The 24,881-nt window shown below is 61.8% G+C and carries 27 protein-coding genes and 3 pseudogenes; 18 read left to right on the forward strand and 12 right to left on the reverse strand.

The genetic code is table 11. The features are described from left to right. Positions 1 to 119: 119 nt before the first annotated feature. A complete protein-coding gene (locus tag EOA27_RS01175) occupies positions 120 to 1,565 on the reverse strand; it encodes an adenylate/guanylate cyclase domain-containing protein (RefSeq protein WP_126080051.1) in 1,446 nt (481 codons plus the stop codon). Positions 1,566 to 1,916: 351 nt separating this feature from the next. Here EOA27_RS01175 and EOA27_RS01180 point away from each other — a divergent pair. Next, positions 1,917 to 2,562: pseudogene (locus tag EOA27_RS01180) on the forward strand (chloride channel protein); the annotation flags it as partial. A 99-nt stretch (positions 2,563 to 2,661) separates the two neighbouring features. On the opposite strand, the gene EOA27_RS01185 reads toward EOA27_RS01180, so the two are convergent. The 5 genes from EOA27_RS01185 to EOA27_RS01205 form a co-directional block, all read right to left on the reverse strand. Continuing rightward, entirely contained in the window at positions 2,662 to 3,138 is a 477-nt protein-coding gene (locus EOA27_RS01185) for a DoxX family protein (RefSeq protein WP_126080050.1), read from the reverse strand. A gap of 11 nt (positions 3,139 to 3,149) precedes the next feature. Then, positions 3,150 to 3,935: a DNA-binding domain-containing protein gene (locus EOA27_RS01190; RefSeq protein WP_126080049.1), complete on the reverse strand. Its 786-nt coding sequence runs from the start codon at positions 3,933 to 3,935 to the stop codon at positions 3,150 to 3,152. Beyond that, the gene (locus EOA27_RS01195) at positions 3,922 to 4,953 is read right to left on the reverse strand and encodes a DUF692 domain-containing protein (RefSeq protein ID WP_126080048.1); all 1,032 of its coding nucleotides are present in this window, start codon (positions 4,951 to 4,953) and stop codon (positions 3,922 to 3,924) included. Before EOA27_RS01195 ends, EOA27_RS01190 begins: the two co-directional genes overlap by 14 nt. 42 nt (positions 4,954 to 4,995) lie before the next feature. Beyond that, positions 4,996 to 5,265, reverse strand: coding sequence for a DUF2282 domain-containing protein (locus EOA27_RS01200; RefSeq protein WP_095081018.1), 270 nt, complete (start codon positions 5,263 to 5,265; stop codon positions 4,996 to 4,998). Positions 5,266 to 5,536: 271 nt separating this feature from the next. Beyond that, on the reverse strand, positions 5,537 to 6,235 hold the full coding sequence (locus tag EOA27_RS01205) for a hypothetical protein (protein ID WP_127255265.1): 699 nt from the start codon (positions 6,233 to 6,235) through the stop codon (positions 5,537 to 5,539). A 326-nt stretch (positions 6,236 to 6,561) separates the two neighbouring features. On the opposite strand from EOA27_RS01205, the gene EOA27_RS01210 reads away from it, so the two are divergent. From EOA27_RS01210 to EOA27_RS01235, 6 genes are all read left to right on the forward strand, one after another. Then, a complete protein-coding gene (locus tag EOA27_RS01210) occupies positions 6,562 to 6,837 on the forward strand; it encodes a hypothetical protein (protein WP_126080046.1) in 276 nt (91 codons plus the stop codon). 193 nt (positions 6,838 to 7,030) lie between these two features. Further along, positions 7,031 to 7,306, forward strand: a complete 276-nt coding sequence (locus EOA27_RS01215) for a hypothetical protein (RefSeq protein WP_126080045.1) — start codon at positions 7,031 to 7,033, stop codon at positions 7,304 to 7,306. A 171-nt stretch (positions 7,307 to 7,477) separates the two neighbouring features. Continuing rightward, the gene (locus tag EOA27_RS01220; RefSeq protein ID WP_126080044.1) at positions 7,478 to 8,392 is read left to right on the forward strand and encodes a LysR family transcriptional regulator; all 915 of its coding nucleotides are present in this window, start codon (positions 7,478 to 7,480) and stop codon (positions 8,390 to 8,392) included. Positions 8,393 to 8,580: 188 nt separating this feature from the next. Next, entirely contained in the window at positions 8,581 to 9,081 is a 501-nt protein-coding gene (locus EOA27_RS01225; RefSeq protein WP_126080043.1) for a cupin, read from the forward strand. A 93-nt stretch (positions 9,082 to 9,174) separates the two neighbouring features. Beyond that, positions 9,175 to 10,377, forward strand: a complete 1,203-nt coding sequence (locus tag EOA27_RS01230) for an MFS transporter (protein ID WP_126080042.1) — start codon at positions 9,175 to 9,177, stop codon at positions 10,375 to 10,377. 80 nt (positions 10,378 to 10,457) lie between these two features. Continuing rightward, positions 10,458 to 10,883, forward strand: a complete 426-nt coding sequence (locus EOA27_RS01235; RefSeq protein WP_245463466.1) for a DUF302 domain-containing protein — start codon at positions 10,458 to 10,460, stop codon at positions 10,881 to 10,883. Positions 10,884 to 10,940: 57 nt separating this feature from the next. Here EOA27_RS01235 and EOA27_RS01240 read toward each other — a convergent pair whose 3' ends face one another. Further along, entirely contained in the window at positions 10,941 to 11,561 is a 621-nt protein-coding gene (locus EOA27_RS01240; RefSeq protein ID WP_245467293.1) for a LysR family transcriptional regulator substrate-binding protein, read from the reverse strand. Positions 11,562 to 11,593: 32 nt separating this feature from the next. Further along, positions 11,594 to 11,779 carry a LysR family transcriptional regulator gene (locus EOA27_RS41865; RefSeq protein WP_245467292.1) on the reverse strand — a complete coding sequence of 62 codons (186 nt, stop codon included), beginning with the start codon at positions 11,777 to 11,779 and terminating at the stop codon, positions 11,594 to 11,596. Between the two features lie 277 nt (positions 11,780 to 12,056). Here EOA27_RS41865 and EOA27_RS01245 point away from each other — a divergent pair, with 277 nt between their 5' ends. From EOA27_RS01245 to EOA27_RS01265, 6 genes are all read left to right on the forward strand, one after another. After that, positions 12,057 to 12,839 (forward strand): 3-hydroxybutyrate dehydrogenase, encoded by a 783-nt coding sequence (locus EOA27_RS01245; protein WP_126080040.1) that lies wholly within the window; start codon positions 12,057 to 12,059, stop codon positions 12,837 to 12,839. Between the two features lie 22 nt (positions 12,840 to 12,861). Then, a complete protein-coding gene (locus EOA27_RS01250; protein WP_127255267.1) occupies positions 12,862 to 14,013 on the forward strand; it encodes a patatin-like phospholipase family protein in 1,152 nt (383 codons plus the stop codon). Positions 14,014 to 14,046: 33 nt separating this feature from the next. Next, the gene (locus EOA27_RS01255) at positions 14,047 to 15,441 is read left to right on the forward strand and encodes an NAD(P)/FAD-dependent oxidoreductase (protein ID WP_245467291.1); all 1,395 of its coding nucleotides are present in this window, start codon (positions 14,047 to 14,049) and stop codon (positions 15,439 to 15,441) included. Between the two features lie 19 nt (positions 15,442 to 15,460). Then, a complete protein-coding gene (locus EOA27_RS01260; protein ID WP_210213584.1) occupies positions 15,461 to 16,636 on the forward strand; it encodes an NAD(P)/FAD-dependent oxidoreductase in 1,176 nt (391 codons plus the stop codon). After that, on the forward strand, positions 16,548 to 16,799 hold the full coding sequence (locus EOA27_RS41425) for a hypothetical protein (RefSeq protein WP_245463467.1): 252 nt from the start codon (positions 16,548 to 16,550) through the stop codon (positions 16,797 to 16,799). The genes EOA27_RS01260 and EOA27_RS41425 overlap by 89 nt, the downstream gene beginning before the upstream one ends. Before the next feature lie 88 nt (positions 16,800 to 16,887). Continuing rightward, entirely contained in the window at positions 16,888 to 17,643 is a 756-nt protein-coding gene (locus EOA27_RS01265) for a peroxiredoxin-like family protein (RefSeq protein WP_348525912.1), read from the forward strand. Here the strand turns inward: EOA27_RS01265 and EOA27_RS01270 are convergent. Beyond that, positions 17,627 to 18,532: a LysR family transcriptional regulator gene (locus EOA27_RS01270; RefSeq protein WP_126080037.1), complete on the reverse strand. Its 906-nt coding sequence runs from the start codon at positions 18,530 to 18,532 to the stop codon at positions 17,627 to 17,629. The two genes, EOA27_RS01265 and EOA27_RS01270, sit on opposite strands and share 17 nt — an antisense overlap. A gap of 368 nt (positions 18,533 to 18,900) precedes the next feature. Here EOA27_RS01270 and EOA27_RS01275 point away from each other — a divergent pair, with 368 nt between their 5' ends. Further along, on the forward strand, positions 18,901 to 19,320 hold the full coding sequence (locus EOA27_RS01275; protein ID WP_126080036.1) for a hypothetical protein: 420 nt from the start codon (positions 18,901 to 18,903) through the stop codon (positions 19,318 to 19,320). Between the two features lie 94 nt (positions 19,321 to 19,414). On the opposite strand, the gene EOA27_RS40425 is transcribed toward EOA27_RS01275, so the two are convergent. Together EOA27_RS40425 and EOA27_RS01280 are read right to left on the reverse strand one after the other, a co-directional pair. Further along, positions 19,415 to 19,579, reverse strand: coding sequence for a hypothetical protein (locus EOA27_RS40425; RefSeq protein ID WP_189343299.1), 165 nt, complete (start codon positions 19,577 to 19,579; stop codon positions 19,415 to 19,417). A 209-nt stretch (positions 19,580 to 19,788) separates the two neighbouring features. Next, the gene (locus EOA27_RS01280) at positions 19,789 to 20,745 is read right to left on the reverse strand and encodes a GlxA family transcriptional regulator (protein WP_126080035.1); all 957 of its coding nucleotides are present in this window, start codon (positions 20,743 to 20,745) and stop codon (positions 19,789 to 19,791) included. A 402-nt stretch (positions 20,746 to 21,147) separates the two neighbouring features. Here EOA27_RS01280 and EOA27_RS01285 point away from each other — a divergent pair, with 402 nt between their 5' ends. The 4 genes and pseudogenes from EOA27_RS01285 to EOA27_RS01300 form a co-directional block, all read left to right on the forward strand. Then, complete coding sequence (locus EOA27_RS01285) at positions 21,148 to 22,020, forward strand: alpha/beta hydrolase (protein WP_126080034.1); 873 nt, start codon at positions 21,148 to 21,150, stop codon at positions 22,018 to 22,020. Positions 22,021 to 22,189: 169 nt separating this feature from the next. Then, entirely contained in the window at positions 22,190 to 22,552 is a 363-nt protein-coding gene (locus tag EOA27_RS41430; RefSeq protein ID WP_245463134.1) for a hypothetical protein, read from the forward strand. A 238-nt stretch (positions 22,553 to 22,790) separates the two neighbouring features. Continuing rightward, positions 22,791 to 23,612, forward strand: a complete 822-nt coding sequence (locus EOA27_RS01295; RefSeq protein WP_126083611.1) for an alpha/beta hydrolase — start codon at positions 22,791 to 22,793, stop codon at positions 23,610 to 23,612. An 84-nt stretch (positions 23,613 to 23,696) separates the two neighbouring features. Next, positions 23,697 to 24,179, forward strand: a pseudogene (locus EOA27_RS01300) (hypothetical protein); the annotation flags it as partial. 8 nt (positions 24,180 to 24,187) lie between these two features. Here EOA27_RS01300 and EOA27_RS01305 read toward each other — a convergent pair. Next, a pseudogene (locus tag EOA27_RS01305) lies at positions 24,188 to 24,828 on the reverse strand (efflux RND transporter periplasmic adaptor subunit); the annotation flags it as partial. Positions 24,829 to 24,881 lie beyond the last annotated feature (53 nt).

A 24,881-nucleotide genomic window follows, 5' to 3' on the forward strand; every position in this document is an offset into this window, starting at 1 on the left:
CTCAATTCTCCTCACGCGAGACGCGGTGCCGGAGGGCAATCGAACTTGACTGCGCTCACCAGACGGACCTCATGAGCTCCCGATTCCAGGCAGGTCGAAGGGTTGGCTCGCTGTCGCTTCTATCCCCGCATAATGCGATAGACAGTTGCATCGCCTTCCACACCTCGAAGAGGCGCGTCGAAAGCCACCACACGATGGCCGGCAAGCATCTCGCTGACACCGGGCGCGGAATGGAGTGCCTCGGAAATGCAGATCTGTCCGGCTTCCGCCAGGGACTGCACGCGCGCGGCGACATTCACGGTCTGGCCGAAATAGTCGAGGTTGTCGTTGAGCGTCACGGCGATCGATGGTCCACAGTGGGCGCCGATCTTGAGGATGATGCCCGGCCCGTCATGGTCGCTGTTGAAACGATCGATTTCTTCAAAGATGTGGAGTGCGGCCGAAATCGCATCCGACGGCTGTGAGAATACAGCCATCACCGCATCGCCAATCGTCTTGACCACCGCTCCGGAATGTTGCCGAACCGCCGCGTTGACCAGAGCGAAATGCTCGCGAACCAATGCATAGGCGTTGAGGTCACCCAGGCGCTCATACATGGCGGTCGAACCCTTGAGGTCGGTGAACAGGAAGGTGATCTGGCGGATGCCGAGCCCCTCCTTCTCATCGACACGTTCGGACCGGAAGAGCTGGCGGAAGGTTTGCCGCGCAAGCAGCGCTCCGCCGGAGACATAAGGGTCGAACTCGAGCGCCGGCTTGGTGGTCAGCGCGACAAGCTCGGGCGGCCAGTTGATGGCAAGCAACGAACCGCGCACCGCCCCCCTGTTCGCCACCTCAATGACAATCGGACCAGCCGGCACGGCTGGTAACGCCGGCAAGAAGCGTTTGCCATCATAGTCGATCTTCAGAAGCGTCGGCGCCGAAACCGGATCGCCCGATATCGGCACAGCGAATGCGGCCTGCGTCTGCACGTTGACGCCCGCAAGGACGCCTGGTCCCAGGTCGGCGCGGACCACTGTGGTGGTGCCTGGCGGCAGAAACGTCATGCCCCGAACGAAGCCGCGCAGAACGTCAAGAAAGCGAACGTCTTGCCCGGGTAGCCGCCCGTCATGTCCGAAGTGGAGCTTCCAGTGAAAATCCTCGACAGGCAACGTCTCGGGATCGTGGTGCGGCAGGCGCCGCAGCTTTGGCGATATCGAGAAGGTGACCTCGATGAAGTCGTCGAGGTCGGTGTCGCCCGACACGTCGCACAGGCCGCAGACGTAGTGGGTCTTGAGCGTGCGAAGGGCGCCGAAACTGTCGAGCACCATGCCGGACTGGGGACAGAGCACATCCCAGCTCATGTCGAACAAACCACAGCGGGCGGCGTGAAGGAAGAGGTCGATTGCTTCAGGCTCGGCGATTGCGCGGTCGCGAGCAAAGGCCAGCGGATTGACACGATAAAGCGAGTGGTCGTCGGCACTCCTGATCAGCGTCTCGAATTTCGAGATGACGCGAGGGCTCCAGGCGCGCGCCTGCTCCACCTTGGTCATTTTGCTTTCGAGAAGACGATCGTCGACTGCCGTCACGCCCGATCCTCAACCTTGTCTCGCGACAGCCTACTAAAAAACCAGCGCGATGCGAATGGATTGCCCTTGAAATCGCTGCCGGAACAGCAGGGGTGCATGTGCTCCTGCTCGTTTACCGTGACATGGACGGTCGCGCACGCCATGCAATGTGCCGGTCGCGGTTGCCGGGAAGGAAGAGAACTCTAGCCCCCAATCCAAGGCATATCGATCGCCCCAAGCGACACAGCAATTCCGAGGGCCACCAGAGCAACGCCCAGCCTACCTTCGAAGCGCTGGCCACGGGGCAGCAGCTTTCTCGATGAAGATGACCAGCGTCAAAAGCAGCATCCAGGCGATGCTCATGACGCCATCGGCGGCGGTGTTGGCGCGTCGTTCTCGCTATTGGCCCTCAAGATAATGCGGCGCATTCGACGCTGGAACGCGCTGCAGCCACTACGGCGCACGCTGGCGGTGGCGGGCATCTGCGGGCTGGCGGTAGCGGGGATCGGCCTTGCATCGGGCGGCCTTACCTTTGGCACCGGCTACGCGCAGGCGCGGGGAGCCGTCGAAGGAACGCCTCTACCGGTGTTCTTCTTCTACCGGTGTTCTTCTTCGTCGAGAAGTTCTCCGCCGGGCTAATGTCGATGGTATCCGGGATTCCGGGCGGTATCTTCGCGCCGTCACTCGCTGTCGGCGCGGGCCTTGGCAGCGCGCTGGGGCTCATTTTCGGCGCTCGCACTGGCATCGCCGCGCTGCTCGGCATGGCCGGTATTTCGCCGGCGTGGTGCAGGCGCCGATGACCGCCTTCGTCATCATCCTCGAAATGACCGGCAACCATGACAATGTCATCGCGCTGATGTGCGCGTCGATGCTGGGCTTTGGCACGGCGCGGCTGATTTCCAATGAACCGCTGTATCACGCGCTGTCCCGCGTATTCGTCGCCGAAGCGATCCGGCGCCGCAGAACGGCAGGTGGTGAAGTGTGCGCTGCCGGGAACCCATCCGGCCTGCCTCGCTGAGAGGACTCGCCGCACGGGTCAGGGCCCTGAAGCTGTTGGGCTCGGGGTGAGCGTGAACGATGAAGATGCGCACCGCGCGTTTCCAGCTAGGCGGAATGCCTATTTTCTGGGTGCCGAAAGGATTCGCTCGGCGACATGGTCGAGCGAGAAGACGCCGGCGCCGCGTGTCAGGACCAGAAGCAGCAACGATGCCCACAGCAGATGCTCCGCCCAGTTTTCTGGATAGACGAAGATCTGGATGACAGAGACGACCCCGAGCAGCATCACGGCCGCAAAGCGCGAGAATAGTCCAAAGAAGATCAACACCGAGCCGGTGATTTCGGCGGTCGTCGCAAGCGGCGCCGCGATCGAAGGGTCGATGAACGGCAGATTGTATTCGTTGGCGAACAACTGCAGCGTCACCGGCCAGGATGCCAGCTTGCTCTGTGCCGACTGCCAGAAGACATGAGCCACTGCCACGCGGGCGGCGAGCTGGACCAGCGAGAATGGAATGTGTTCGGGCAGCTTGATGATACGCTTGTAGAGGCGGACAAAGCCGGCCGGGTTGGACGAGGATTGCTCCGATATTGCGGTCATGACCGTCTCCGTCAGTTTGAGGGGGAATTCGAGGCGACCCGCACGTCGGTGACGAGCCTGTCGCGGAACAGACGCACGAGGGCTGAAACCAGGTCGAAGGCCGGGTCGAGCGCCAAGGCGCGGCCAGTGGCATGCTCGAGGCCCAAGCCGTGCTTCAGCGAATGCCAGAAGGCGAAGCTCGCGCGGTCGAGCAGAAAAAGCCGCACGTAGTTCCCCGATCGCCACAACGCCACACGCTCGGGGCGCCTTATCCAGGTAACGGCTTCGTCGACCGCCTTTTCCTGTTGATGCGCCATCCACACCGACAGGATCGACCAGTGCGAGACGATCAACCGCAGTGAGGGCTGGAGCTGGATATCCGGCGACAGCCCAAGATCGGTGTTGTCATATTCTGCGAGGCTGCGAGGCGGCAGCGACGCTGTGTCGAGCGCCTCCGCTATGGCCCATTCGAGACGCGCCGTTTCGGCGACGATAGGCATGTCGGACAGGGTGTCGATCGTTTTCAGGAAGCGCGGGAAGCCGGCGCCATAACGTGCCAGCCGCGACTCCACTGGCGGATGCCGCCGAATGAATTCGCTCGCCGCGAAGCGGAAGAAGCGCTCATCGACGAGGCGGACGGTCACGGGAAACACCGCCATCAGCGCTGCGGTGAGGGAACTGCGCGTGTTGTTCTGGTAAATCCGCAGGCGCGCCAACGGATCTGCCTTGCCGGCGGTCAGTATATTTGCGCCGACCACCGGCTCCAAGGCCAGCACCGACCGCGCCATGGTGGTCTGCAAGTGTTCAAGCGGCAGCATGATATTCCTCCTCTATCGAGACAAGCGCCGCGGACATGCACGGCCTGGCGCGTCTTGCAGCGGCAAACGCCGCAAGGACGGGCATGCCGGTCGTCGTTTCGCTTTGGACAGAAAGGATCGGCGTCGCTCGCGTTTTGGTCATTTGCTCGCGCCGCGTGGCTTGCTTGCGGCTGAACATGAGCGAAGCGGTGAGCATGTCGGCCCACATGGCTTCGCCAAGCAGCACGTCGAGGATGGGAACGTCGGTATCCCACTCGATCAAGGTTGGGCGCGGCCCAAGCCGGTCTATAGCATGCTGATAGAGCGCCCATACGACGGGAGGCACGCGCGAGCCGTGGTCGTCGATGAGCACAGTGTCGGCGCCGACGTGGTTCGTCGCATGGCCAGCAAGGTGGATCTCGCCGATCGCCTCCGCCGGCAGCGCATCGATGAAGGCCTTGGCGTCGTATTGCAGATTGTGCGCCGAGACCTGGACATTGTTGACGTCCAGCAGCAGACCGCAGCCGGTCCGCACCACGAGCTCGGCCAGAAACTCGGCCTCGCTCATCGAGGAGTCCGCAAAGGCGACGTAGGCAGACAGATTCTCGATCAGCACCTGCCGCTTCAACGTTCCCTGGACGGTCTCGACGTTACGCGCGACGATCGCCAGAGCTTCTTCGTCATAGCGCAGCGGCAAGAGATCGTTGAGATAGGCGCCGTCAGCTACACTCCAGGCGAGATGCTCGGAAACCAGATCGGGTTGGAAGCGCTCGCAGACCATGCGCAGTCGCTCCAGATGATCGCGGTCCAAGCCTCGTGCGCTACCAAGCGACAGGCCGACTCCATGCACCGAAAGGGGATAGATCTCGCGGAGTTTTTCCAGCGCCTCGACGCCCGCGCCGTCTCCCATGTAGTTCTCGGCATGAACCTCCAACCACCCGGCGGAAGGCCGCCGCGTCAGCATTTCGCCGATGTGAGGAGAGCGAAGACCGATGCCCGCCGATGCGGGGATTGCGAGAGGCTGAAATGCACGGGACATCGGTCTGCTCCATTTTGGAGGTTGGCAAGAAGTCTGGATCTTTCAGGCTTTCGGCTTATCGCTGCCGCCCGCGATCTTGGCGCAGCTGCCGGCGGGCACGTAGAGCCAGGAATCCGGCTGGTTGTCGGCGGTCGCGGTGCCGGCGCAGGAATGCGTCGCGGTCTGGCAGTCGTTCTGGCCGGCCTTGACCACGCCGTAGCATTTCTCGAAGGCGAAGCCGGGCTTGGCGGCCGGGCCGCTATAGGCCGCCGTCGCGGCAAGGGAAGTGGCGGCAGCAAGGGCCGATCCGATGAGAGTTTTGGTATTGATCACAGGCTTGTCTCCTGGTTGGCGTTTCGAGAGAAAGACCGGCCTTGAGGCCTGTCTGCAAAATCAGTCTCGCCGATCGTGATGCCGAGCTGAAATGCTGTCTCGGCATGGAATTGATACGCTGCCACTATGTTCTGAAACTTGGCGCGAAAAAGCCCTCCAGCGGGGAGCCGGAGGGCTTGGCACCTGCATTCGGGAGTATGCGAAGCAGGCGCGGCTAGGGCGGGGAGCGAGGCGCCTAGATGTATCGTCTTTCGCAGTTGGAGGCCGGGGCTTAATCAGCGCGGAAAGGCTCGGTAGCAAGCCAGTCCGCCGCACGCAGCCGCCCCCTGTCGCGCATCTCGGTCAGTTCGCCCCAGTCGATCCAGGGCCGCAGAAGCAGTGGGGCTCCGGCACGGTATCGGCCGTCGAATATGGTGTGAACGGGCGCGCATCTGGTCAAGCAACAACCGGCGGCGGGGCTGCGATCCGGACACGGTGCGGTGAAGACGGAAGGTCTGCCGGTGACGATCAGGCGATGGCGAGCTTCAGTTGCCAGGACAGGCGGGGACTGAAAGACGTCGCCGTCACCCCAATAGATGTCGCCGTCGATCTCGACGGGCAGCGAGAGGAAGGGGATAGTGGCCGCCGCGACGATCGCGTCGATCGAAAGCTGACTGCCGGTGAAAACCTTCACGGCGTCAGTGCGGGCATTAACGGCCTGGACGCAAAGTTTCACCGGGCAGCGTTCGACGCGGATTTGCTCGATATCGATTGACTGTTCCAGGACCGATCGAAGCAGGCTGGTCCTGTCATTGGCGAAGACAGAGGCGTGGCTGACGCGCCGCCAGAAATTGGCGAGTGCCATCCGCGCACCGCGCCTGCCGCCGACGCTTAGGCCGTAGGCAAAGACTGCTGCCTCCATCGCTGCAAAGCCCGATGCGGTCACGCCGCTGAAGCTGCAGCGCGGCTCGTCCAGCAGGCGATCGAGCACGCCCCAGACAAAAGCTCCATGCGCGTCGTTTGCCAGCACGATGTCGATCGTCGGGTCTTCCGCACCAAGATCCGCAACCGAAACGGCGGCCTGGTTTGTTCTCATCGGGGACTGGGCAAGCATGGTTTGGTCTCCTCCCAAGATCGTCACTAGGACGACTGGAGAGAGACTGCCGCATCTTCTTGTTCAGCCGAAATGCCAAGGTGGCATGAAGTCCATAGGCAGATTGCATTGGCTGCAGGACTTCGCGCGCCGCACTCTTCATCCCGATCAGGCCGGGTAATGAGCCGCTGCCAGAACCGCGGCCTGGAACAGGAGACGGATGAATGAAGAGACAATTCGCCTGTGTGGCTGCGCTTGCAATCGGTCTTGGTGCGAGCCCCGCGTCGGCCGACCCGTTCAGCGACCTCGCCGCATTGCCGACGTTCTATACGGACGCCACGATGAAGACGATGAAACCGATGACTGGGTTCAAGAAGGCCTGGTTTGCCATGCCGAAGCATGACCGGGTCAAGATGACCAAGGCGTGCAACGACCCGGTGATGAGCGGGCACCACGCCCAATTTTGCGCCAACGCGCTTGCTTTGGGCGGAGACAATTAGCGGTGCTCGTCGAGGACCCTTGGAATACAGAGCCGGCATAAACTCCATTCGCAGACGGCATTGGCGAGTTGAGTGCCGGATGAAGCAAAGTCAAGCTCGGCAAGCTGGAACAACAGAGTTCAAAAAAATGCTGCCAGTCGTTCGGCGGGGTCGTCAAAGGGACGACTGCATAACTCCAGAAAAGGCTCCCATCATGAATATCAAAGCTATCTGCGTCGGCGCTTTTGCCCTTTCGGTTATCGGCGGGGTCGCCTTCGCCGGAGTTCTCGACGAACCGTCCAACATGCAGCCCTTCTTCACCGATTCCGGCATGAAGACGATGAAGTCGAGCGCGGATTTCGAGACGGCGTGGAAAGCCACGCCGAAGGCGATGCAGACTTCAATGATGAAGGAATGCAACGACGTCGCCATGAGCAAGCCGCATGCTCAGTTCTGCGCCCAGCTCTTCGCCTTGGGCCATCACAGCTGATTTTTCCGGGCGCCGAGCACTATCGCACGGTTTGATGGCGGGCCCTGGCCCGCCATCAGCGCATGACGAAACGCTATCGACTTTATAGCCCCCGTGCATTGGCGTGATGGATTGCTTTGCGGCACGGTTCCAACCTGCACATGCATCTATGCAGCAGAGGGATAAACCGGCATGGACATTCATCACATCCGCTACTTCCTGGCCGTCTGCGAGACGCGGAATTTCACGCGCGCCGGCGAAAAGTGCAACATTACCCAACCGGCGCTGTCGCGCGCGATCCAGCAGCTTGAAGACGAGGTTGGCGGCCTTCTGTTTCGCCGCGAGCGGAACCTAACGCACCTCACGGATCTGGGCGCTTTGCTCCGTCCCAGATTTCAGCAAATTCTCGACGAGGTGACTGGCGTGCGCCAAGAAGCGTCGAGGTTCCTGTGCCTGGAGAATGCAAATCTCAAGGTTGGGGTCATGTGCACGATCGGCCCGCGGCGATTTACCGGCCTATTGACCGACTTCAACAGGCGCCAGCAAGGCATCCAGCTGCAGCTTGTTGAGGGCGTGCCGGCATCCCTATCGCAGCTGTTGGAAGCCGGCGAGATCGATGTCGCGATCATGGCGTCCAGCAACAGTTTCCCGGAGCGCTTCGATGTCACGCCGCTCTATCGCGAACGGTTCGTGCTAGCGTTTCCCAACGGCCATCGGCTGGCCCGCAACGACAATGTTGCCATCTCGGAACTCGACGGCGAGAACTATCTCCGACGCCTGAATTGCGAATATCGAGACTATCTTGCCGGCCTCTGCAATGAACGTGGCGTGAAGCTCAGGATCTCCTACGCCAGCGAACGCGAAGACTGGATTCAAAACATGGTCTCGGGCGGGCTGGGAATCTGCTTCATCCCGGAATTCAGCGCCGTCATTCCCGGTTTGCAGATCAGGCCAGTCGTCGATCCTGAAGTTTGGCGCGAAGTCTCGCTCGTTGTGGTGGCGGGGCGCCGCTTCTCGCCGGCGACATCGACGTTCGTGAACAGCGTCAAGGCGCACAGCTGGCCGGAAAGCGGCATCGATCTGTCGCCCAGGAAGAGCGCTGCATAGCATTTCGAAGTGAAGCCTAACGCCGCGATTAAACGTCGTGGCGGGACAGCCTCGTTGGCGCGGTCGTCCACCATAGTTTTCAGGTATCGAATTAAGAGCCAGTCAGCATTTCTCTTTCTTCGAGGCTGCCGTCACTCTCCTCCTATGCCCCGCTACCGCGATTGGGCACCGACAAAGGAGAAATAGACATGGCTTCCAAGACTATTGCATTGCGGGTGCCGCTGAAGCTGGCGCTGACACTAGGACTTCTCACCGCGACCGCCGCGTTTTCGGTGGCCCCGGTTTTCGCCGGCGACTGCCCTGCTGGCCAGGCCGCCACCGCCGACATCCAGGAACATCCCAGCAAGCCCGTCGGCGTGACGGACACGGTTCTTTCGGCGATCGACCTCAGCCCGAAGGGCGAAGCCTGGAAGGGCAACATGCTGCGTCTGCGCAAGCTTGTCGTTCAGCCGGGCGGCGTGGTGCCGTGGCATGAGCACACGGTTCGCCCCGCCAACATTATCGTCGTCGAAGGCTCCATCACCGAATACGCCAGCACCTGCAAGGTCGGCATCGAGCATCCGGCCGGCGACGTGACCGCCGAGTTCGGCCAGCTCGCCCACTGGTGGAAGAACAACGGGGAGGTTCCGGCGGTGCTCTACTCAGCCGACGTTCTGCCGCCGGCGATGCATAACGATCACATGATGTGAGCTGCTTTCGCGACCAGCGGATCCCAGCAGCAGCAGCAGCAAACAGCGCGTCCTCAGGCGATCGCCCGAGGACGCATTGGCCAGGAGCCTGTGATGACGACCAGTGAACATACCGAATTAATGGGGCTCCGCAGGGTCGCTGCGGACAGCTGGCGCTTTGGGCTGATCGCCCTGATCGCGTTCCTGACGCTCGTCGACCTGTTCGCCACCCAGGCCATCCTGCCTTCACTGGTGACAAAATTCGGGGTCAGCCGCGCGACTATGGGCTTCGCCGTCAACGCCAGCACCTTCGGCATGGCGGTGGCCGGTATCGCCATCGCTCTCTTCGGGCGCGGCATCGATCGCCGCAACGGCATCTGGATCAGCCTGGCCATCCTGGCGATTCCGACGACGCTGCTGTCGCAGACGGACAATATTGTGGTCTTCGCCCTGCTGCGTGTAGCTCAAGGCCTGTGCATGTCGACTGCGTTCACGCTCACCATGGCCTACCTGGCGGAGCATTTTTCCGCCCGGCAGACCACGAACGCGCTTGCGGCGTATGTGACCGGCAATGTTGCCAGCAACTTTTTCGGCCGGCTGATGTCGGCGGCCGTCGCCGACATGTTCGGCATCTCCACCAACTTCCTGACCTTCGCCGCCCTCAATCTGTTTGGCGCTGCTCTGGTCTGGTTCACGCTGCAGAAGACCTCGGCAATGATTCGCGCAGACCTGGACGGCCAGCCTGTGCGCGCCGCCTGGAAAGCGCCGTTGCGGAACGTCGAACTGCGGGCCTGTTTTGCGATCGGCTTCCTGATTCTGTTCGTCTTTATCGGCACGTTCACCTACGTGAATTTCCAGCTCGTTGCGGTGCCGCTTTCGCTCACGCCGATGGCCTTGGGCGCCGTCTATTTCGTTTTCCTGCCATCGATGCTGACCACCCCGCTTGCCGGCCGAGTCGCAGCGGGGCTTGGCCCAAGGGGAGGGATTGGGGCAACGCTTGCGCTGGCGATCGTCGGCTTGCTTCTGCTGCTTTTACCCAGTCTTCCGATTGTTCTTGCCGGAATGACCCTGGTTGCCGTCGGCACCTTCCTGGCTCAGGCCATAGCCACGGGACATGTCAGCCGCACCGCGTCGCGCGATCGCGCCGCCGCGAGCGGCATTTATCTCGCGTCCTACTACGGCGGCGGGCTCGCCGGCAGCTTCCTCATCGGACAGATCTACGACCGTGTCGGCTGGACCGCATGCGTGGTCGTGCTGGCCGCGGTTCTCGCCGGCGCGATCGCGATCGCGCGTGTGCTGCGAACGCCCAAGGCCTGATACTGAAATCGAAACTTAGTTATCCAACCAAGGAGACCGACATGACCAACCAACTCAAAACTCTGCTTGCAGGTGCCGCCATGCTGATGACGGTCATCCTTCCGGCTGCCGCCTCGGACGGCGTCGTCGCGGTGAAGAGCGACTACTCGGTCGCCGAGACCGTCGCCCGCATCAAGAAGGACGTCCTTAAGAAGGGCCTCATGTTCTTTGGCGTGATCGACCAGGCAAAGCTCGGCAACAAGGCCGGCAACGACGTCCGGCCGTCGCGGCTCGTCATGTTCGGCAATCCGGCGCTCGGCACGACGTTCATCACCTCAAATCCCGAGGCCGGCCTGGACTGGCCGGTGCGCGTGCTGGTCTACCAAACCGGAGATGGCACGGTTTACGCCGCCTATAGTGATTTCGACTGGATCGCCAAGCGGCACGGCATCACTGACCGGCAGGCACAGTTCAAGATGGCGACCGAGGTGATCCAGTCCGTCACGTCGTCGGTCAGGAAGAATTGATCGGCGCGAGGCGCTCAGATGCTTCGGCTCGTCGAAGTGTCAGCCTCGAACAGCCAGTCATTCGGCGGCGGACAGCGCCTTCATCCGCTCGCCCAACCATTTCTTCTGCGTGGCCTCGCGCACCAATGTGCCGACCGCGGGCGAATGCCTGCGGCCGCGCACGGTGACGAGATTGACCTCTCGCCAGAATTCGGGCTCGGTGATCGGCAAAGGCACCACGCCGGGATGCTTGACGGTATGCTCGGGCATTAAGCCGAAGCCGAGCCCGGCAACGATCATCGCCAATGGCCAGTCGTCACGATCGCTCCAGTAGACCGGACCGACCGTGACGCCTTGTTCGGCAAGGATGGCATCCGCGTAACCCGCGAACTCGCAATTGTTGCGGTGGATGTAGCTTTCGTTTGACATATGCTTCACCTGCACCGCGCGCCGAATGGCAAGGCGATGGGTCAGGTGGACCGCCATCACCATCTGCTCCTGGAACAACGGCAGGGAGTGCACTTCTTCGTCGGCATCGTCTGAAGGTAACGCATAGATGGCAGCCTCGAGTTCGCCCTCGAGCAGCCTTCTCCTGAGGCTCACCGCATCCGCATCGCAAAGATGCAACTCGACGCCCGGGTGGTGCGCGCGCACAGCCGCGATGAGCTCGATGATCTTGTCCGGAGCGATCGTGCTCATGATGCCGACCTTGAGCGGCATCTTCTTTAGGATCACATATCGAGATAGGTCTCGCCCATGCGGCCGAGCTCGGTGAGGTGAATGAAGCGGCGCTCACGGTGGAAAAGCGGCCCGCCGAATTCATCTTCCAGAAGCTTGATTGCGCGCGACAGCGCCGGCTGCGTGACGTTGCACTGCTCGGCCGCCCTGGTGAAATTCAGCTCCTTGGCGACAGCCAAGAAGTATCGGACTGGCTGATCTCCACGGCACGCTCCCCTCACTGGTCGCGCATACGGCGCCGCCCGCGTTGCGGCGCGATCTTACTAGCTGCCGTTACGTCAAACAACCCGACCGGTCGATCGACGTCCGAGCTTCGAGCCAACGTTCTGACCGTCAGCTATCGAATCCATGTCTCAACGGCATTTCCGCAGCTTGCGGCGGTTCACCATACTAGTCCTCAGATCCAGGGCCGGCCCGCGCCGTCGCTGGTAGCCGCGCAATCAGAAGGACAAGACGATGCTCAAAGGTAAGACAGCACTCATCACAGGCTCGACCAGCGGCATCGGGCAGGGCATTGCCGAAGCCTTCGCTGCCAAGGGCTGCAACATCGTTCTGAACGGCTTTGGCGACGCCGCCGAGATCGAACGCCTGCGGGCCAGGCTTGCCGCCGATCATAAGGTCGCCGTTCGACACGACAATGCCGACATGAGCAAGGGCGACGCGATCACCTCGATGATGGACAAGGCCATCGCCGAGTTCGGCGCCGTCGACATACTGGTCAACAATGCCGGCATTCAGCATGTCGCGCCGATCGATGACTTCCCGATCGAGAAATGGGAAGCGGTCGTGGCGATCGACCTCATGTCTTCCTTCTATACGATCCGGCGCGCCCTGCAGGCGATGAAGGCGCGCAAATGGGGTCGCATCATCAATGTGGCCTCGGCGCACGCGCTCGTCGCATCTCCCTATAAGTCGGCCTATGTCGCGGCCAAGCACGGTGTCGCGGGCCTGACCAAGACCGTTGCGCTGGAAGTTGCCGAACAAGGTATCACGGTCAACGCTGTTTGCCCCGGCTACGTGCTCACGCCGCTCGTCGAGAAGCAGATACCGGACACGGCCAAGGCCCGCGGGATCACCGAGCAGCAGGTGATCAAGGATGTTCTGTTGGCCGCGCAGCCCACCAAGCAGTTCGTCACCGTCGAGCAGGTTGCCGCGCTCTGTCTGTTCCTGGCGTCGGACGAGGCGGCCTCGATCACCGGCGCCGTGATGCCGATCGAAGGCGGTTGGACCGCTCACTAGACCTGCACGAGGAGCGAAGGCCATGAACAAGATCACGCAAAACCTATCCGCCCCGAAAGCAGAACCGGCGACTGGGCACCAGGGCGACGTCAAACGTCAGACCGTCCTTGTCCTTCAGGGCGGCGGCGCGCTCGGCGCCTATCAGGCCGGAGTCTATCAGGCGCTGGTCGAGGGCGGCATCGAACCGGATTGGGTCATAGGCACGTCCATCGGCGCCATCAACGCCGCGCTGATTGCTGGAAACAAGCCCGGCGATCGTCTGCCCAGGCTTCAGGAATTCTGGGACGGCGTCAGCAGGAGCAGTCCATTCGACGAGTTTTTCCGGATGATGGTTCCGAGCAACATTTTTGCCAACATGGGCACGGTGATGCGCGGCATCCCTGGGTTCTTCGAGCCGAACCCGAGCGCCATGTTTGGGGTCAACCGCGAAGTCGGTGTCGAGAACGCGTCTTACTACACCACCGATCCGCTCAAGAGGACGCTGAGCAATCTGATCGACTTCGACTACCTCAACGGGCGTCACACCCGGCTGACAGTCGGCGCCGTCAACGTCAACACCAGCGAGCTCAAATACTTCGATACGCGCGAGATGATCCTGTCGGCGGCCCACATCATGGCGTCGGGCGCCTTGCCGCCGGCGTTTCCGGCGGTCTGCATCGACGGCGAGCCGTATTGGGACGGCGGCATCTATTCGAACACGCCGATCGAGGTGGTGCTCGATGCGCGACCCAGGCGAGACGCGCTGATCTTTGCGGTCAACATGTGGCAGCCCCGTGCCACTGAGCCGAAGTCAATCTGGCAGGTCATGGGCCGGCAAAAGGATCTTCAATACGCCAGCCGCGGCCGGAGCCATGTCGCTCGGCAGGAGCAACTGCATCGGTTGCGGCATGTCGTGCGCGAAATGGGCAGGCTCGTGCCCGCGGAGCGTCGCGAGGATCCGATGTTCAAGGAACTCGCCTCCTATGGCTGCCCATCGGTCATGCACCTCGTCCGCCTGCTTTCGCCGCGACTGGACGGCGAGGACCACACCAAGGACATCGACTTCACCCGCTCGGGCATCCGCACGCGCTGGCAGGCAGGATACGAGCATGGGCAGCGCGTCCTCACCGACAAGCCCTGGGAATGCGAGGTCGACATGCTTCAGGGCATCGTGATCCACGAATCCCAAGAGTGATGCGCCGCGACGAGAAAGATACGGAGACCACCGATGCAGATCATCACTCCCGGCATGCGGTTGATCCCGGAAGCCGTGCTCGCCAACGATGCTGCGCTGTTCCGCACGATCCCGGAGACTCCCTCGCACGCGGACAAGTCGCTGCATCGCGTGGTCATTGTGGGCGGCGGCGCCGGCGGCCTGGAACTGGCGACACGCCTCGGCCGCAAATTCGGCAACCGGCGGCTTTCCGTCACGCTTGTCGACCGAAACCGCACCCATATCTGGAAGCCGCTTCTGCATGAGGTGGCATCCGGCGCCTTGAGCGCCTCGCACGACGCGGTTGAATACATCGCCCATGCCAGCCGACACGGCTACCGATATCGCATTGGCGAGGTCGTTGGCATCGATCGCGCCAAGCGCCAGGTCTTCGTTGCGCCCAGCTTCGACGAAGGCGGTCGCCAGGTCATACCACCACGTGTCCTGGGTTACGACACACTCGTCATGGCAGTCGGCAGCGTCAGCAACGATTTCGGCACGCCGGGCGCCGCGCGCCACGCCATTTCGCTCGACACCGCGGAGCAGGCGGCCCGGTTCAACAAGCGGATGATCGACGCATGCCTGCGCGCCAACGCGCAATACGAGCCGCTTTCGCCGGGTCAGCTTCATTGCGTCATCGTCGGTGCCGGCGCAACCGGTGTCGAACTGGCTGCGGAACTGCACAAGTCGATGCGCGAAATTGCGTCGCACAATCTCGACAATATCGATTTCGAAAGGCTGATCCGCATCACCATCGTCGAAGCAGGGCCCCGGATTCTGCCTGCACTGCCTGAGGAGATGGCGCGCGCAACGGCACGCTTGCTGATCAAGCTGGGCGTCCAGATACGATGCGGAATAAGGGTCACCGAAGTGACCGAAGACGGCATCCGGCTTGGCGAAAAGCTCTTTCTGCCTGCTGAATTGGTCGTCTGGGCGGCCGGTATCAAGGCGCCGGAATTCCTGAAGGGCCTCGATGGCCTCGAAACCGACCGCATCAACCGCCTGATGGTCGATAAAACCTTGCGCGCGGTCGGAGATGACAACGTGTTCGCGATCGGCGACTGCGCGAACTGCGTGCTGCCGGGTGAAGACAACGCCTTGCCGCCGCGCGCCCAGACGGCCCATCAACAGGCAGACCACATGGCCAAGGTGATTGTAGCACGTCTCGCAGGGCAAATCGCGCCAGCGTATCGCTACCGCGACTACGGCTCGCTCGTTTCACTTGCTGACTACGGTGCTTTTGGTAGCCTCATCGGCGGACTGAAGATCGAGGGTCTTGTAGCGAGGCTCGTCTATCGCTCGCTGCACAAGATGCATCTCAGGGCGGTGCACGGGCTCGCCAAGACAACGCTCGCTTCGATCGGCGAGATGATCGTCAGGCGCGCCAGACCGCGGATCAAGCTTCACTGAGGTCGGCGGAGACGCTGCGATGGAAAAGTATGACGTCGTGATCCTGGGCGGCGGCAATGCAGGAATGGACGTCACGGTCGCGATGCGCGCCGCCGGACTCTCCGTCGCCATGATCGAGGCTCGCAATCTCGGTGGCACCTGTCCCAATCGCGGCTGCACGCCGAAGAAGGTGCTGGTCGCGGCGGCCCACGCGCTCGACGAGATCGCAAGGGCCGACACCCGTGCAATCAAGATCGAACCGCCGAGGCTCGATTGGCGAGCCTTGATCGAGCGAGAAAAGGATATCATCAGGGACATTCCATCCCGGCTGTCCGGATTGATGGCCAAGCGGGGCGTCGATGTAATCTGGGGCGAGGCGGCGTTCGTCGCCAGCAATGCCGTCCGCGTCGGCGCCCGAGAGCTCGAGGCCAGAAACATCGTCATCGCCACCGGCTCGAAGCCGCGCCCGCTGTCGATTCCGGGGTCGGAATTTCTAACCACATCCGACGATGTGCTGAACGATCCTGTGCTGCCGCGCGCCGTGGTTTTTATTGGCGGCGGCGTTGTCGCCTTCGAACTGGGCCACGTCTATGCGCGCGCCGGCGTTCAGGTCACCGTCCTCGAGGCACTGCCACAACTCCTCGGGGGCTTCGACGAGGATGCCGTTGCCCAAATCCGTGCCGAGAGCGAGCGGCTGGCCATCGGCATCCATACCAAGGCTTGGATCAAGAAGATCGAAGCGGCCGACGGGCGACTGCGGGTGAGCTTCGCGAAAGATGGCGTGGAGTGCAGTGTTGACGCTGATCGGGCCGTTAATTGCGCGGGACGCGTGGCCAATGTCGAGGGCCTCGATCTTGGGGCGGGTGTCATCGTGCATCGCGAAGGCCGCATCGAGATAGACGAGCACCTGCGCTCGCGTTCCAATCCCGATGTTTATGTCTGCGGCGATGCAATGTGGAACTCCCCGCAGCTTTCGCCGGTGGCGACCTATGAGGGCGGCATCGTCGGGCGCAACATCGTCGACGGGCCTAGGCATCGGCCCGACTATGGTAGCCTCGCTCTAAAGCATTCCGGCCGTGGCAAGCGTCGGAATGACCGAAGCCAAGGCGAGGGAACAGGGTCTGCGCATCAGGGTCCACGTCAACGACATGCAAGGCTGGTTCTCAGCCAGGACCTATGCCGAGGCGGTCGCATGGTCGAAGATAATTGTCGATGAGTCGACGGATCGCATCGTTGGAGCACATTTGGTGGGCCATGCCGGCGAGGAACTGGTCCACATCTTCGCGCTCGCCATGAAACACGGCATCACGGCGCGAGGTCTGTCCGAGATGGTCTACGGTTTCCCGACTTTTTCGGCGGATATCAGGAACATGATGTAACGCGTGGATCCGGCCGGCGAATAGAAGGTGAACCTGTCATGCGTCGATGCACGTAGGGCATCAAAACCATGCAGGAAAAACATGGCGAATGCCGAGGGGTTCCGGTGGTAGGCTGTGTGCGACATATGAAAGTGCAGATATGGCCGCTGACGATCAGGCAATGACATTCGAGCAGTCCGTCCAGGCAGCCATCGAACTTGATGCGCCTCTCAACGAACGGCTGGCGGTGATTGCCGCCGCGGTCCGGCGTATGAACTCCGAATTCGCCGACGCTGTAGAGCGACTGGTAGATCGCCTTGAGAAACAGGGAGCCGGAACCATGGCGCCGGCTCAGGGCGAGGTCATGCCGGATTTTCTGCTGCCTGACGACGAGGGCAAGCTCGTCAGCCTGGCCGAGATCCTGAAAAAGGGGCCAGCCGTCATCACCTTTCAGCGCGGTCATTGGTGCCCCTATTGCCGCTTGAACGCCATCGGCATCGTCGAGGTGCAGCGCGAGATCGTTGAACTGGGCGGACAGGTCGTCGTGATCATGCCGGAACGGCGCAAATTTGCCAAAGCCATGAAGGCCGCCGTTGGCGCGCAGTTTCCGTTTCTGATCGACATGGACAACGGCTATGCATTGTCTCTCAACCTTGCGATCTGGGTCGGCGCCGAGATGGAGCGGCTGATGGGGCTCGGGTTCGATCTCCCCAACTACCAGGGCAACAGCAGTTGGTTTCTGCCGATCCCGGCCACCTTCATCGTTGGAACCGACGGGATCATCACGGATCGCTTCGTCGATCCGGACTACCGCCGCCGCATGGATATTGACGAGATGATCGCGGCGCTCAGGCGGGCTCGCTGACGCCGAAGGACGACCAGTCTGCAGACCTCAGCAGGTTGAGCAGCGTTGTCGCGACAGGCGAGCGCTGCCTGCCTGCAACCGCATAGACGGAAACGGTTCGCGAGACGTCAAGATCACGAAGCTTGAGCCGTCGGGTGTTCGAGGATCGCGGTGCCGTAAGCGAGACAAAGCCAACCCCGGCATTCGCCTCCAGCAGGGCCAGCAGGTCCTGGTCGGTCTCGACCTCATGCGCGGTTCGAGGCGAATAGCCTTTTGCGGACAGGCAACGCGATAGTTCCTCGGAGGTCTCCCAATCGATCCGGCTAAGCACGGGCTCCGCAGCAAGCTGAGCCAACGCGACATCGGCCTCATTGCGGCGGGCCAGCGGATGATCGGAATTCACGGCGAGCTCGATTCCTTCCTGGAAAAGTGGCCATGTGTCGAGACGATCCCAGGCCTGGCCCAGCGGGCCCGCGACGGCCAGCTCGACTTCGCCATTTTTGAGGGCCTCAATGACAGCTGCTGGCGACCCGCGTTGGATTTTGAGATGCGCGCCGGGATAGGCCCGGAAGAGTTCCGTGAACGGCGAAACCAGCAGTGCGATGTTGATACTGTTGGAGATGGTCACGTTGAGAGGGGCCACATCGCTGCTTTGAACGGCTTTGGCCAGTGATTTGGCGGATGTGGCCGCGTCATAGCACTGCTGCAGCAACGGCAGCATGCGCCGTCCCAGTTCGGTAAGGTGCGAGTGCTGACGCTCGCGCCGAAGGAGTTCTCCACCTAGTTCCTCTTCAAGCGTCTTGATCGCACGCGTCAGCGCCGGCTGCGTGACGTTGCATTCCTCCGCGGCTCTGGTGAAGTTCAACGTATTCGACAAGGCCAGAAAATAGCGGACTTGCTGCATTTCCATGAATTTCGCCCCCTCAGCGAAAATGGTCTATCAGCGACGACGCATGTTCGTAGGCTAGCGCAATTCAGCGCTTTCGGCAAAGTACAGCCAGCCAGATGTCCGCTTTCACCAAGCCGGCTCCGAAAACTGTCGGTCTGCTTGCTTCACCATTCCAGACCGACGGCTAAGGCAGTTCTTCAGCCGACGACTGGGTCACTGAGGTGCCATCCCTATAAGTTGTCCCTTCTATCGCGAGAGTTTGGGACCGCTTCCTGCCTGGCAACGGCGAGCGCCGGCGGATATTCACCAAAGATCAAGCGAGCCTGATCGCCTTTCAACAGGCGACAACCGCCTCAACAATTTGCGGATGGTGCGCCCCCAAGGGGCCAATGCCTTGGTGTCAGCAGCTAACGCATAGAGATTTTTGTCACGAGGCGAGAATTCAACGCCAAGCTGGTCACGCTGATTGGCCTGCCTGGCGCGCCTATGCCGACGCCTTCGATGCTGAATTGCTCATCCGGTGCGGCGATCCAAAGCATGGCTTGGCCGTGATGTATTCAGCACTGACCAAGCTTCGAGCCGCAGGCTTCGTCCTTTACGACATGGCGTTCCGCGGAGTTGTCGCGGCAGGACTCGTCGCCGTTGGCGACAATGTCGGAGCCGCTGCCGAGCTTGATCTTGCTCTCGCGCAGTGCGCCAAAACTGGTGAAGGCTGGTGCCTGCCGGAACTTCAGCGCATCAGGGCAGAGCTGTATGCCGCTGTCGGTGAGCGCGATGCGGGCAAAAGACCTGCTGCGGCAAGCTTCTGAACTTGCATCTGTGCAAGATTCGGGGGTTGTGGCTCGCCAGCGTCGAAGCATTCCCCAGCCCGGTAGCGAGCGATGGGCCAGAAGCGCCTAGGCATCAAAGGCCATCTGCTCCGCTCGTTGGCCTGGGCTTCGGCTTCGCGGTTGTAACCGGCGGAGTTATTGGCTCCGGCATCATGCGCAAGCCGATCATCTCGCACAGCAGATCGGCATCGGACCTCTTCTCTACGAGCGTGGGGAAGCTCATCATGTCGTCGGTCATCGATCGTTCCTTCGAATCAGGTTGGCTTCAGCAGCCCGACCTTACTGGGGAACATCGATGAGCGCCCGCGAAGCCGCTCGCTCACTACAGCGCTGTTGAGGGCGCGCGAGCGAGCGACTTCGCTACCGCCGAGCTACACCACTCCAAGGGACACGACCGGCGCGCCCTGAGAGCCTGACTCAAAAGCCCACATTCTGAACAGCCCAAAGTCAGGCAGCCGCGACCGCCTCCCGTCGCGCGTTTCTGCGCAACGCCTCTGCGGGCACGCCGAAGGTCCGGAGGAACGCGCGACGCATGCGTTCGCGGTTCGCAAATCCCGTCTCCTGCGCCACGACGTTAACCGTGTGCCGCCCCTCTTCAACCATGAACCTGGCTGCCTCCAGCCTAAGCCGCTCCACGGCTTTTGCCGGTGACTGGCCGGTCTCAGCCAGAAAGGCACGACTGAACTGGCGGGGGCTGAGACTGGCGACCGCCGCAAGCTCCTCGATCGTGAGCGGATTCCGCAGATTCTGACGGATGTGCGCCAGGACCAATTCGATGCGATCGGACTTCGGCGTCATATCGAGGAGGGCGGAATGCTGTTTTTGTCCACCCATCCGACGCTGGTTCATGACCAGTAGCCTGGCGACCATTTTCGCAGCTTCGGGACCGAGATCATTGTCGATCAATGCCAGGACCAGGTCGATCCCGGCCGTCATTCCAGCCGACGTCCATACCGGACCGTCATTGATGAATATCCGGTCCTCCTCCGCCCTCACATCCGGAAACCGAGCCCTGAAGCTCGCTGCATGGGCCCAGTGCATCGTCGCGCGCCGACCCCTCAGAAGGCCCGCTTCAGCCAGCACAAACGCTCCGCTGCAGATGGAGGCGATGCGCCTCGACGCCTTGGCGGCCTCCTGCACGAACGCGATCATCGTCGCACCGGACGACGGCATGTCCATCTCGGTGATCGAGCCCACGATGACCGTGTCGAAGACTGGATCTCCAAACGCCTCGGTTTCCAGCATCATTCCGGAGGAAGACCGAACCGGACCGCCATGTTCCGACAATAAATGGATGTCGTAGCGCTGGTCGGCCGGGGGCAGGTTCACGATCTCGAACGCCGTCAGCGCCGCAAGGCTCATCAACTGAAACCGTTGCGGCACGATGAACCCAACTCGATGCATATCCACTCCTCGCGTCCGGAATTCGTACACTACCCGAATTTAGTGACATCCACGAGCGCTGATCCGAAACAGCCACTCGACGTCCGCACTCGACAGGCTGCGCGTGGCCCGGACCGACCCATGTCACGAATGGTGGCAAGAACGACCTACGCCGGAAACGCTTGAGCCGCTAAGGTACAAGGAACAAACAGCTCACGTCCCGCCTGACTCAGTTATCGCTCACTTCTCGGGCCGAGGCAGAGAAGAATATTCTTGGCCGTCATCAACGTAGTTCCGCGGCTGCACGGTCAGGTACTCGCAGATACGACTCTCCGGTAAGTCCGCAAGAGGCGAATCTTCTTGCGGCATGATCGTTAATCACGCGCCGACCTCAGCGCCTCCACGAGGAAGTTAGGATGATGCATGTCTTCTGATCCAGGCGAGTTCTCCGAGCACCGTATTCCGCGGGGCGAAGGAAGCCTCTACGCTCGAGATTATGCGGGTGCCGGCCCGGCGTTCGTGCTCATGCACGGCTTCCCCGACAATCTGCACATCTGGGACGATCTGGTTCCGCATTTGGTCACCAGCGGCCGGCGTGTCGTGACGTTCGATTTCCTGGGCTTTGGTGCCTCAGACAAGCCCGCCGGCGCCGCCTATAGCTTTAAGCAGCAACTGGGCGACCTTGAAGCGGTCGTCGAGGGTCTGGACCTGAGAACGATCGTTCCGGTCGCTCACGACTCCTCCGGGATGGCGACGCTCAACTACGCGCTCGCCCATCCGGGAAGCGTCGACTCCGCGATCATGCTCAACTCGGCCTATAGCGAGGACTCCACGGTTCTTTGGCCCGAGATGATCACGCTCTTTGCGACTCGCAGCATGCAGGCCCTTGCAATAGCGATCGCCCAGAGCCCCGAACAGTTAGGCTGGCTGCTGAAATGGCAGCAGAAGAAATTCCTGGACTCCTTGCCTGAGGCGCAAAGACCCCATTTCAGCGCGTTCATCGGTCCGCTGATCAGCGACAACTTCATCGCCCAACCCGGCGCCGGTCCTGCCTTCGTGCAGTTAGCGGCGGAATTCTTCGATGAACACGCCCGAAACGCCAAGCATCTGACGGCGCTCAAGACGCTCGATATTCCGGTCAAGCTGATCTGGGGACAATACGACCCCTACTTCCCCGTCGCCATGGCCGAGCGGCGTCAATCCCAGCTCAAAAATGCGTCCCTCACCGTCATACCGGCGGGCCATTGGCTGCAGGCCGATGAGCCCGCGCCGGTAGCGAAGGCGATGCTGTCATGAGCGGCTATGGACCCGCTTGGATCAAATCGGCCTCAGCGTGCTGGCTGGAGCCCTTATGGTGATCAGTTCCGAGGTTGGGTTTGGCTCAGCCTGCAGGTCAAGCAGCCCCGCACACCGCTAGCCCGCCCGTCATGGAAGTAACCCCCTACTAATGAAGGTTTTGACGACCATGTCAGACGACAAGAAATCCACGACCGTTGACGCCGAAATGAAGGCCGCGGCGGCCCTGACGACGAAGGTGTTGGCGATCGGTAGTTGGACAGCCAAGGCCACGCCGGAAACGCGGCCTCCTGTCATGCCGTTCGAGGCGCGCGACACCATGCGCCTGCAATTGGCTGGCAAGATCGACCAATGGTTCGCCAAGACCGATGGATCCGGCGCCGTGTTCCTGATGAACGTGACCGATCCCGCCGAGGCGCACGCATTGCTCGAGGTGCTGCCTCTTGGCCGCGCCGGCATGATGACGTTCGAACTCATCCCTGTGGGACCGCTTTGGCCCCTCGGCTTACTGCTGCGCGAACCGGCCAGATAGAACCGGCCGGTCCGGCCTCGGGTCGCAAGGCCCGAGCCGGCGCCCTTACGATCCATTTGCAAGGAGAACGGCCATGACCAACCGCAAGACAACGGCAGGCCTCCAAGTCCCGCGCCGCGCATTGCTTGTCGCCGCTACCGGCGTGGCTGCGACGGTCGCATTTCACCGATCAGCGTCTGCGGCCACCAACAAAATCCCCACAGCCCATTCTTCCAGCCCCGAGAAAGGTGCCAGCCCGATGACGACCGCGACAATGAAAGACGGCGCGAAGATCTACTTCAAGGACTGGGGCGCCGGCCCGGTCGTCACCTTCTCCCATGGATGGCCGCTCACCGCGGACGCCTGGGACGCCCAGATGCTGTTCCTGGGGAACAATGGCTACCGCGTCATCGCCCACGATCGCCGCAGCCATGGTCGGTCGGATCAGACCTGGACCGGCAACGACATGGATACCTATGCCGACGATCTCGCCACGCTCCTGGCGACGCTCGACATCAAGGGTGCAACCATGATCGGCCACTCGACGGGCGGCGGAGAGGTCGCGCGCTATATTGGCCGTCACGGCACGTCGCGTGTGTCGAAAGCGGTCTTGATTTCCGCGGTGCCTCCGCACATGGCGCAGACGCCCACGAACCCCAACAGCGCGCCGATGAGCGTGTTCGATGGCCTGCGCTCGAGCCTGGTTGCAGATCGAGCGGGGTTCTTCAAGGAACTGGCGATGCCGTTCTTCGGCTATAACCGTCCTAGCGCGAAGGTTTCGCAGGGGCAGATCGACTCCTTCTGGCTTCAGGGCATGATGGGAAGCCTCCAAGGCGAGTATGACTGCATCAAGGCCTTCTCCGAGACCGACTTCACGGATGACCTCAAGAAGATGACGATCCCAACCCTGCTCCTGCAGGGCGATGACGATCAGATCGTTCCGATCGATATTGCCTCCAGGCGTTCGGTGAAGATCCTGCCGAAGGCGACCCTGAAGGAATATGCCGGCGCCCCGCATGGCATGTGCGTCACCCACGCCGACCAAGTGAATGCAGACCTGTTGGCTTTCCTCAAAGGATGACGGGCGAAGTCATTTTGCCGATCGAGGTGCCGCGTGAAGCCATGGTGGTGCGGCGATGCATGTTCATTCTGAGCGAGGCGGAAGATGAACGAGACACAGTATGAACTTCCGATTCTCGTGACTGGCGCGGCCGGACGAATCGGCTCAGTAGGCCGAATCGTGACGGAACTGCTTCTCGCTCAAGCGATCACCGTCAAGGAACTCTGCACCCGCTATCTCGAAGATCTGAGGAATGGCCTTGTGCTCGGCAAGAGCGGGCGGCCTAAGGCCCGACGATCTCCACCGATGTCGGAAGCATAGAGCGCCACATCTTTCCTCTGCTCGGGCGTCGACGGGTCCGGGATTTGGCCAAGGCCGACATCACCCAAGCCATGAAGGACATCATGGCCGGCAAGACACGCGCCAACGTGAAGACGGAAAAGCTGCGTGGGCGAGCAATCGTGCGTGGCGGAGCCGAACAGCATCTCGGACGATCGGTCTCTTCGGCGGCATTCTCACCTACGCGGTCGAACTCGGCATCATCGAGCAGAACCCTGTGCATGGGTGAGTAAGCCGAAGGACCAGGTCAATGCGATCCGGACCACCGTCTGGCCGGCGGAGACGACCTGGCCCGGCTCGCCGAGCGTGTCGACCACCGTTCCATCGGCGTCCGCCAGCAGGACGGCGTATATCGCCTCATTCTCCGCGACCTTCGCTTCCGCCTCGGCGGCGGCGAGCTGGGCCGTGGCTGTGTCCAGCGCGGCCTTTGCCTGCTCGTAGCGCTGCCGGGGGACCCATCCGTCTTTCAGCAGATTGGCATATCGCCGTTCATCCGGTTGCGTCTGAGCCACGATCGCGCGCGCGCGGCAACAACGGCATTGTGCTTTGCCGTGAGCGCCAGGCGAAGATCGGTGTCGTCGATCCGCATCAGCGGCTGGCCGGCTTTGACCTGCTGGCCGACATTCACCAGCCGCTCGACGATCTTGCCGGGGACGCGGAAGCCGAGATTGCTCTCCACCCTCGCCCCTATGATGCCGGTGAAGCTGCGTTCGGAACCGCTTACCCGCGCTGCCGTCGCCAGCTTGACGACGGGCGGCTCCTGTCTTGGATCGTTCGCGGCGGAAGCCTCCTGCGCGGGATTGGCGAATGTGGCGAATGCCGTCGCCCCTGATACCGCGATCGCCCCTGATCCGGCCAGCAGGACCCCGCCCAGCATAATAACCGATCTCTTTTTCATGCCCGTCAGCCTCATGTCGAATTAGATTGCGTTCGAACTCTATAGGTTATAGA

The sequence above is a fragment of the Mesorhizobium sp. M2A.F.Ca.ET.037.01.1.1 genome (assembly GCF_003998075.1).
Classification (GTDB): domain Bacteria; phylum Pseudomonadota; class Alphaproteobacteria; order Rhizobiales; family Rhizobiaceae; genus Mesorhizobium.

Bases quoted from the DNA above. Each gene is read 5' to 3' on its own strand.
- EOA27_RS01185 (WP_126080050.1), bottom strand. From the start codon at position 3,138: ATGACCGCAATATCGGAGCAATCCTCGTCCAACCCGGCCGGCTTTGTC.
- EOA27_RS01190 (WP_126080049.1), bottom strand. From the start codon at position 3,935: ATGCTGCCGCTTGAACACTTGCAGACCACCATGGCGCGGTCGGTGCTG.
- EOA27_RS01195 (WP_126080048.1), bottom strand. From the start codon at position 4,953: ATGTCCCGTGCATTTCAGCCTCTCGCAATCCCCGCATCGGCGGGCATC.
- EOA27_RS01210 (WP_126080046.1), top strand. From the start codon at position 6,562: ATGAAGAGACAATTCGCCTGTGTGGCTGCGCTTGCAATCGGTCTTGGT.
- EOA27_RS01215 (WP_126080045.1), top strand. From the start codon at position 7,031: ATGAATATCAAAGCTATCTGCGTCGGCGCTTTTGCCCTTTCGGTTATC.
- EOA27_RS01220 (WP_126080044.1), top strand. From the start codon at position 7,478: ATGGACATTCATCACATCCGCTACTTCCTGGCCGTCTGCGAGACGCGG.
- EOA27_RS01225 (WP_126080043.1), top strand. From the start codon at position 8,581: ATGGCTTCCAAGACTATTGCATTGCGGGTGCCGCTGAAGCTGGCGCTG.
- EOA27_RS01230 (WP_126080042.1), top strand. From the start codon at position 9,175: ATGACGACCAGTGAACATACCGAATTAATGGGGCTCCGCAGGGTCGCT.
- EOA27_RS01235 (WP_245463466.1), top strand. From the start codon at position 10,458: ATGCTGATGACGGTCATCCTTCCGGCTGCCGCCTCGGACGGCGTCGTC.
- EOA27_RS01240 (WP_245467293.1), bottom strand. From the start codon at position 11,561: ATGAGCACGATCGCTCCGGACAAGATCATCGAGCTCATCGCGGCTGTG.
- EOA27_RS01245 (WP_126080040.1), top strand. From the start codon at position 12,057: ATGCTCAAAGGTAAGACAGCACTCATCACAGGCTCGACCAGCGGCATC.
- EOA27_RS01250 (WP_127255267.1), top strand. From the start codon at position 12,862: ATGAACAAGATCACGCAAAACCTATCCGCCCCGAAAGCAGAACCGGCG.
- EOA27_RS01255 (WP_245467291.1), top strand. From the start codon at position 14,047: ATGCAGATCATCACTCCCGGCATGCGGTTGATCCCGGAAGCCGTGCTC.
- EOA27_RS01260 (WP_210213584.1), top strand. From the start codon at position 15,461: ATGGAAAAGTATGACGTCGTGATCCTGGGCGGCGGCAATGCAGGAATG.
- EOA27_RS01265 (WP_348525912.1), top strand. From the start codon at position 16,888: ATGCCGAGGGGTTCCGGTGGTAGGCTGTGTGCGACATATGAAAGTGCA.
- EOA27_RS01270 (WP_126080037.1), bottom strand. From the start codon at position 18,532: ATGGAAATGCAGCAAGTCCGCTATTTTCTGGCCTTGTCGAATACGTTG.
- EOA27_RS01275 (WP_126080036.1), top strand. From the start codon at position 18,901: ATGCCTTGGTGTCAGCAGCTAACGCATAGAGATTTTTGTCACGAGGCG.
- EOA27_RS40425 (WP_189343299.1), bottom strand. From the start codon at position 19,579: ATGACCGACGACATGATGAGCTTCCCCACGCTCGTAGAGAAGAGGTCC.
- EOA27_RS01280 (WP_126080035.1), bottom strand. From the start codon at position 20,745: ATGCATCGAGTTGGGTTCATCGTGCCGCAACGGTTTCAGTTGATGAGC.
- EOA27_RS01285 (WP_126080034.1), top strand. From the start codon at position 21,148: ATGTCTTCTGATCCAGGCGAGTTCTCCGAGCACCGTATTCCGCGGGGC.
- EOA27_RS41430 (WP_245463134.1), top strand. From the start codon at position 22,190: ATGTCAGACGACAAGAAATCCACGACCGTTGACGCCGAAATGAAGGCC.
- EOA27_RS01295 (WP_126083611.1), top strand. From the start codon at position 22,791: ATGACGACCGCGACAATGAAAGACGGCGCGAAGATCTACTTCAAGGAC.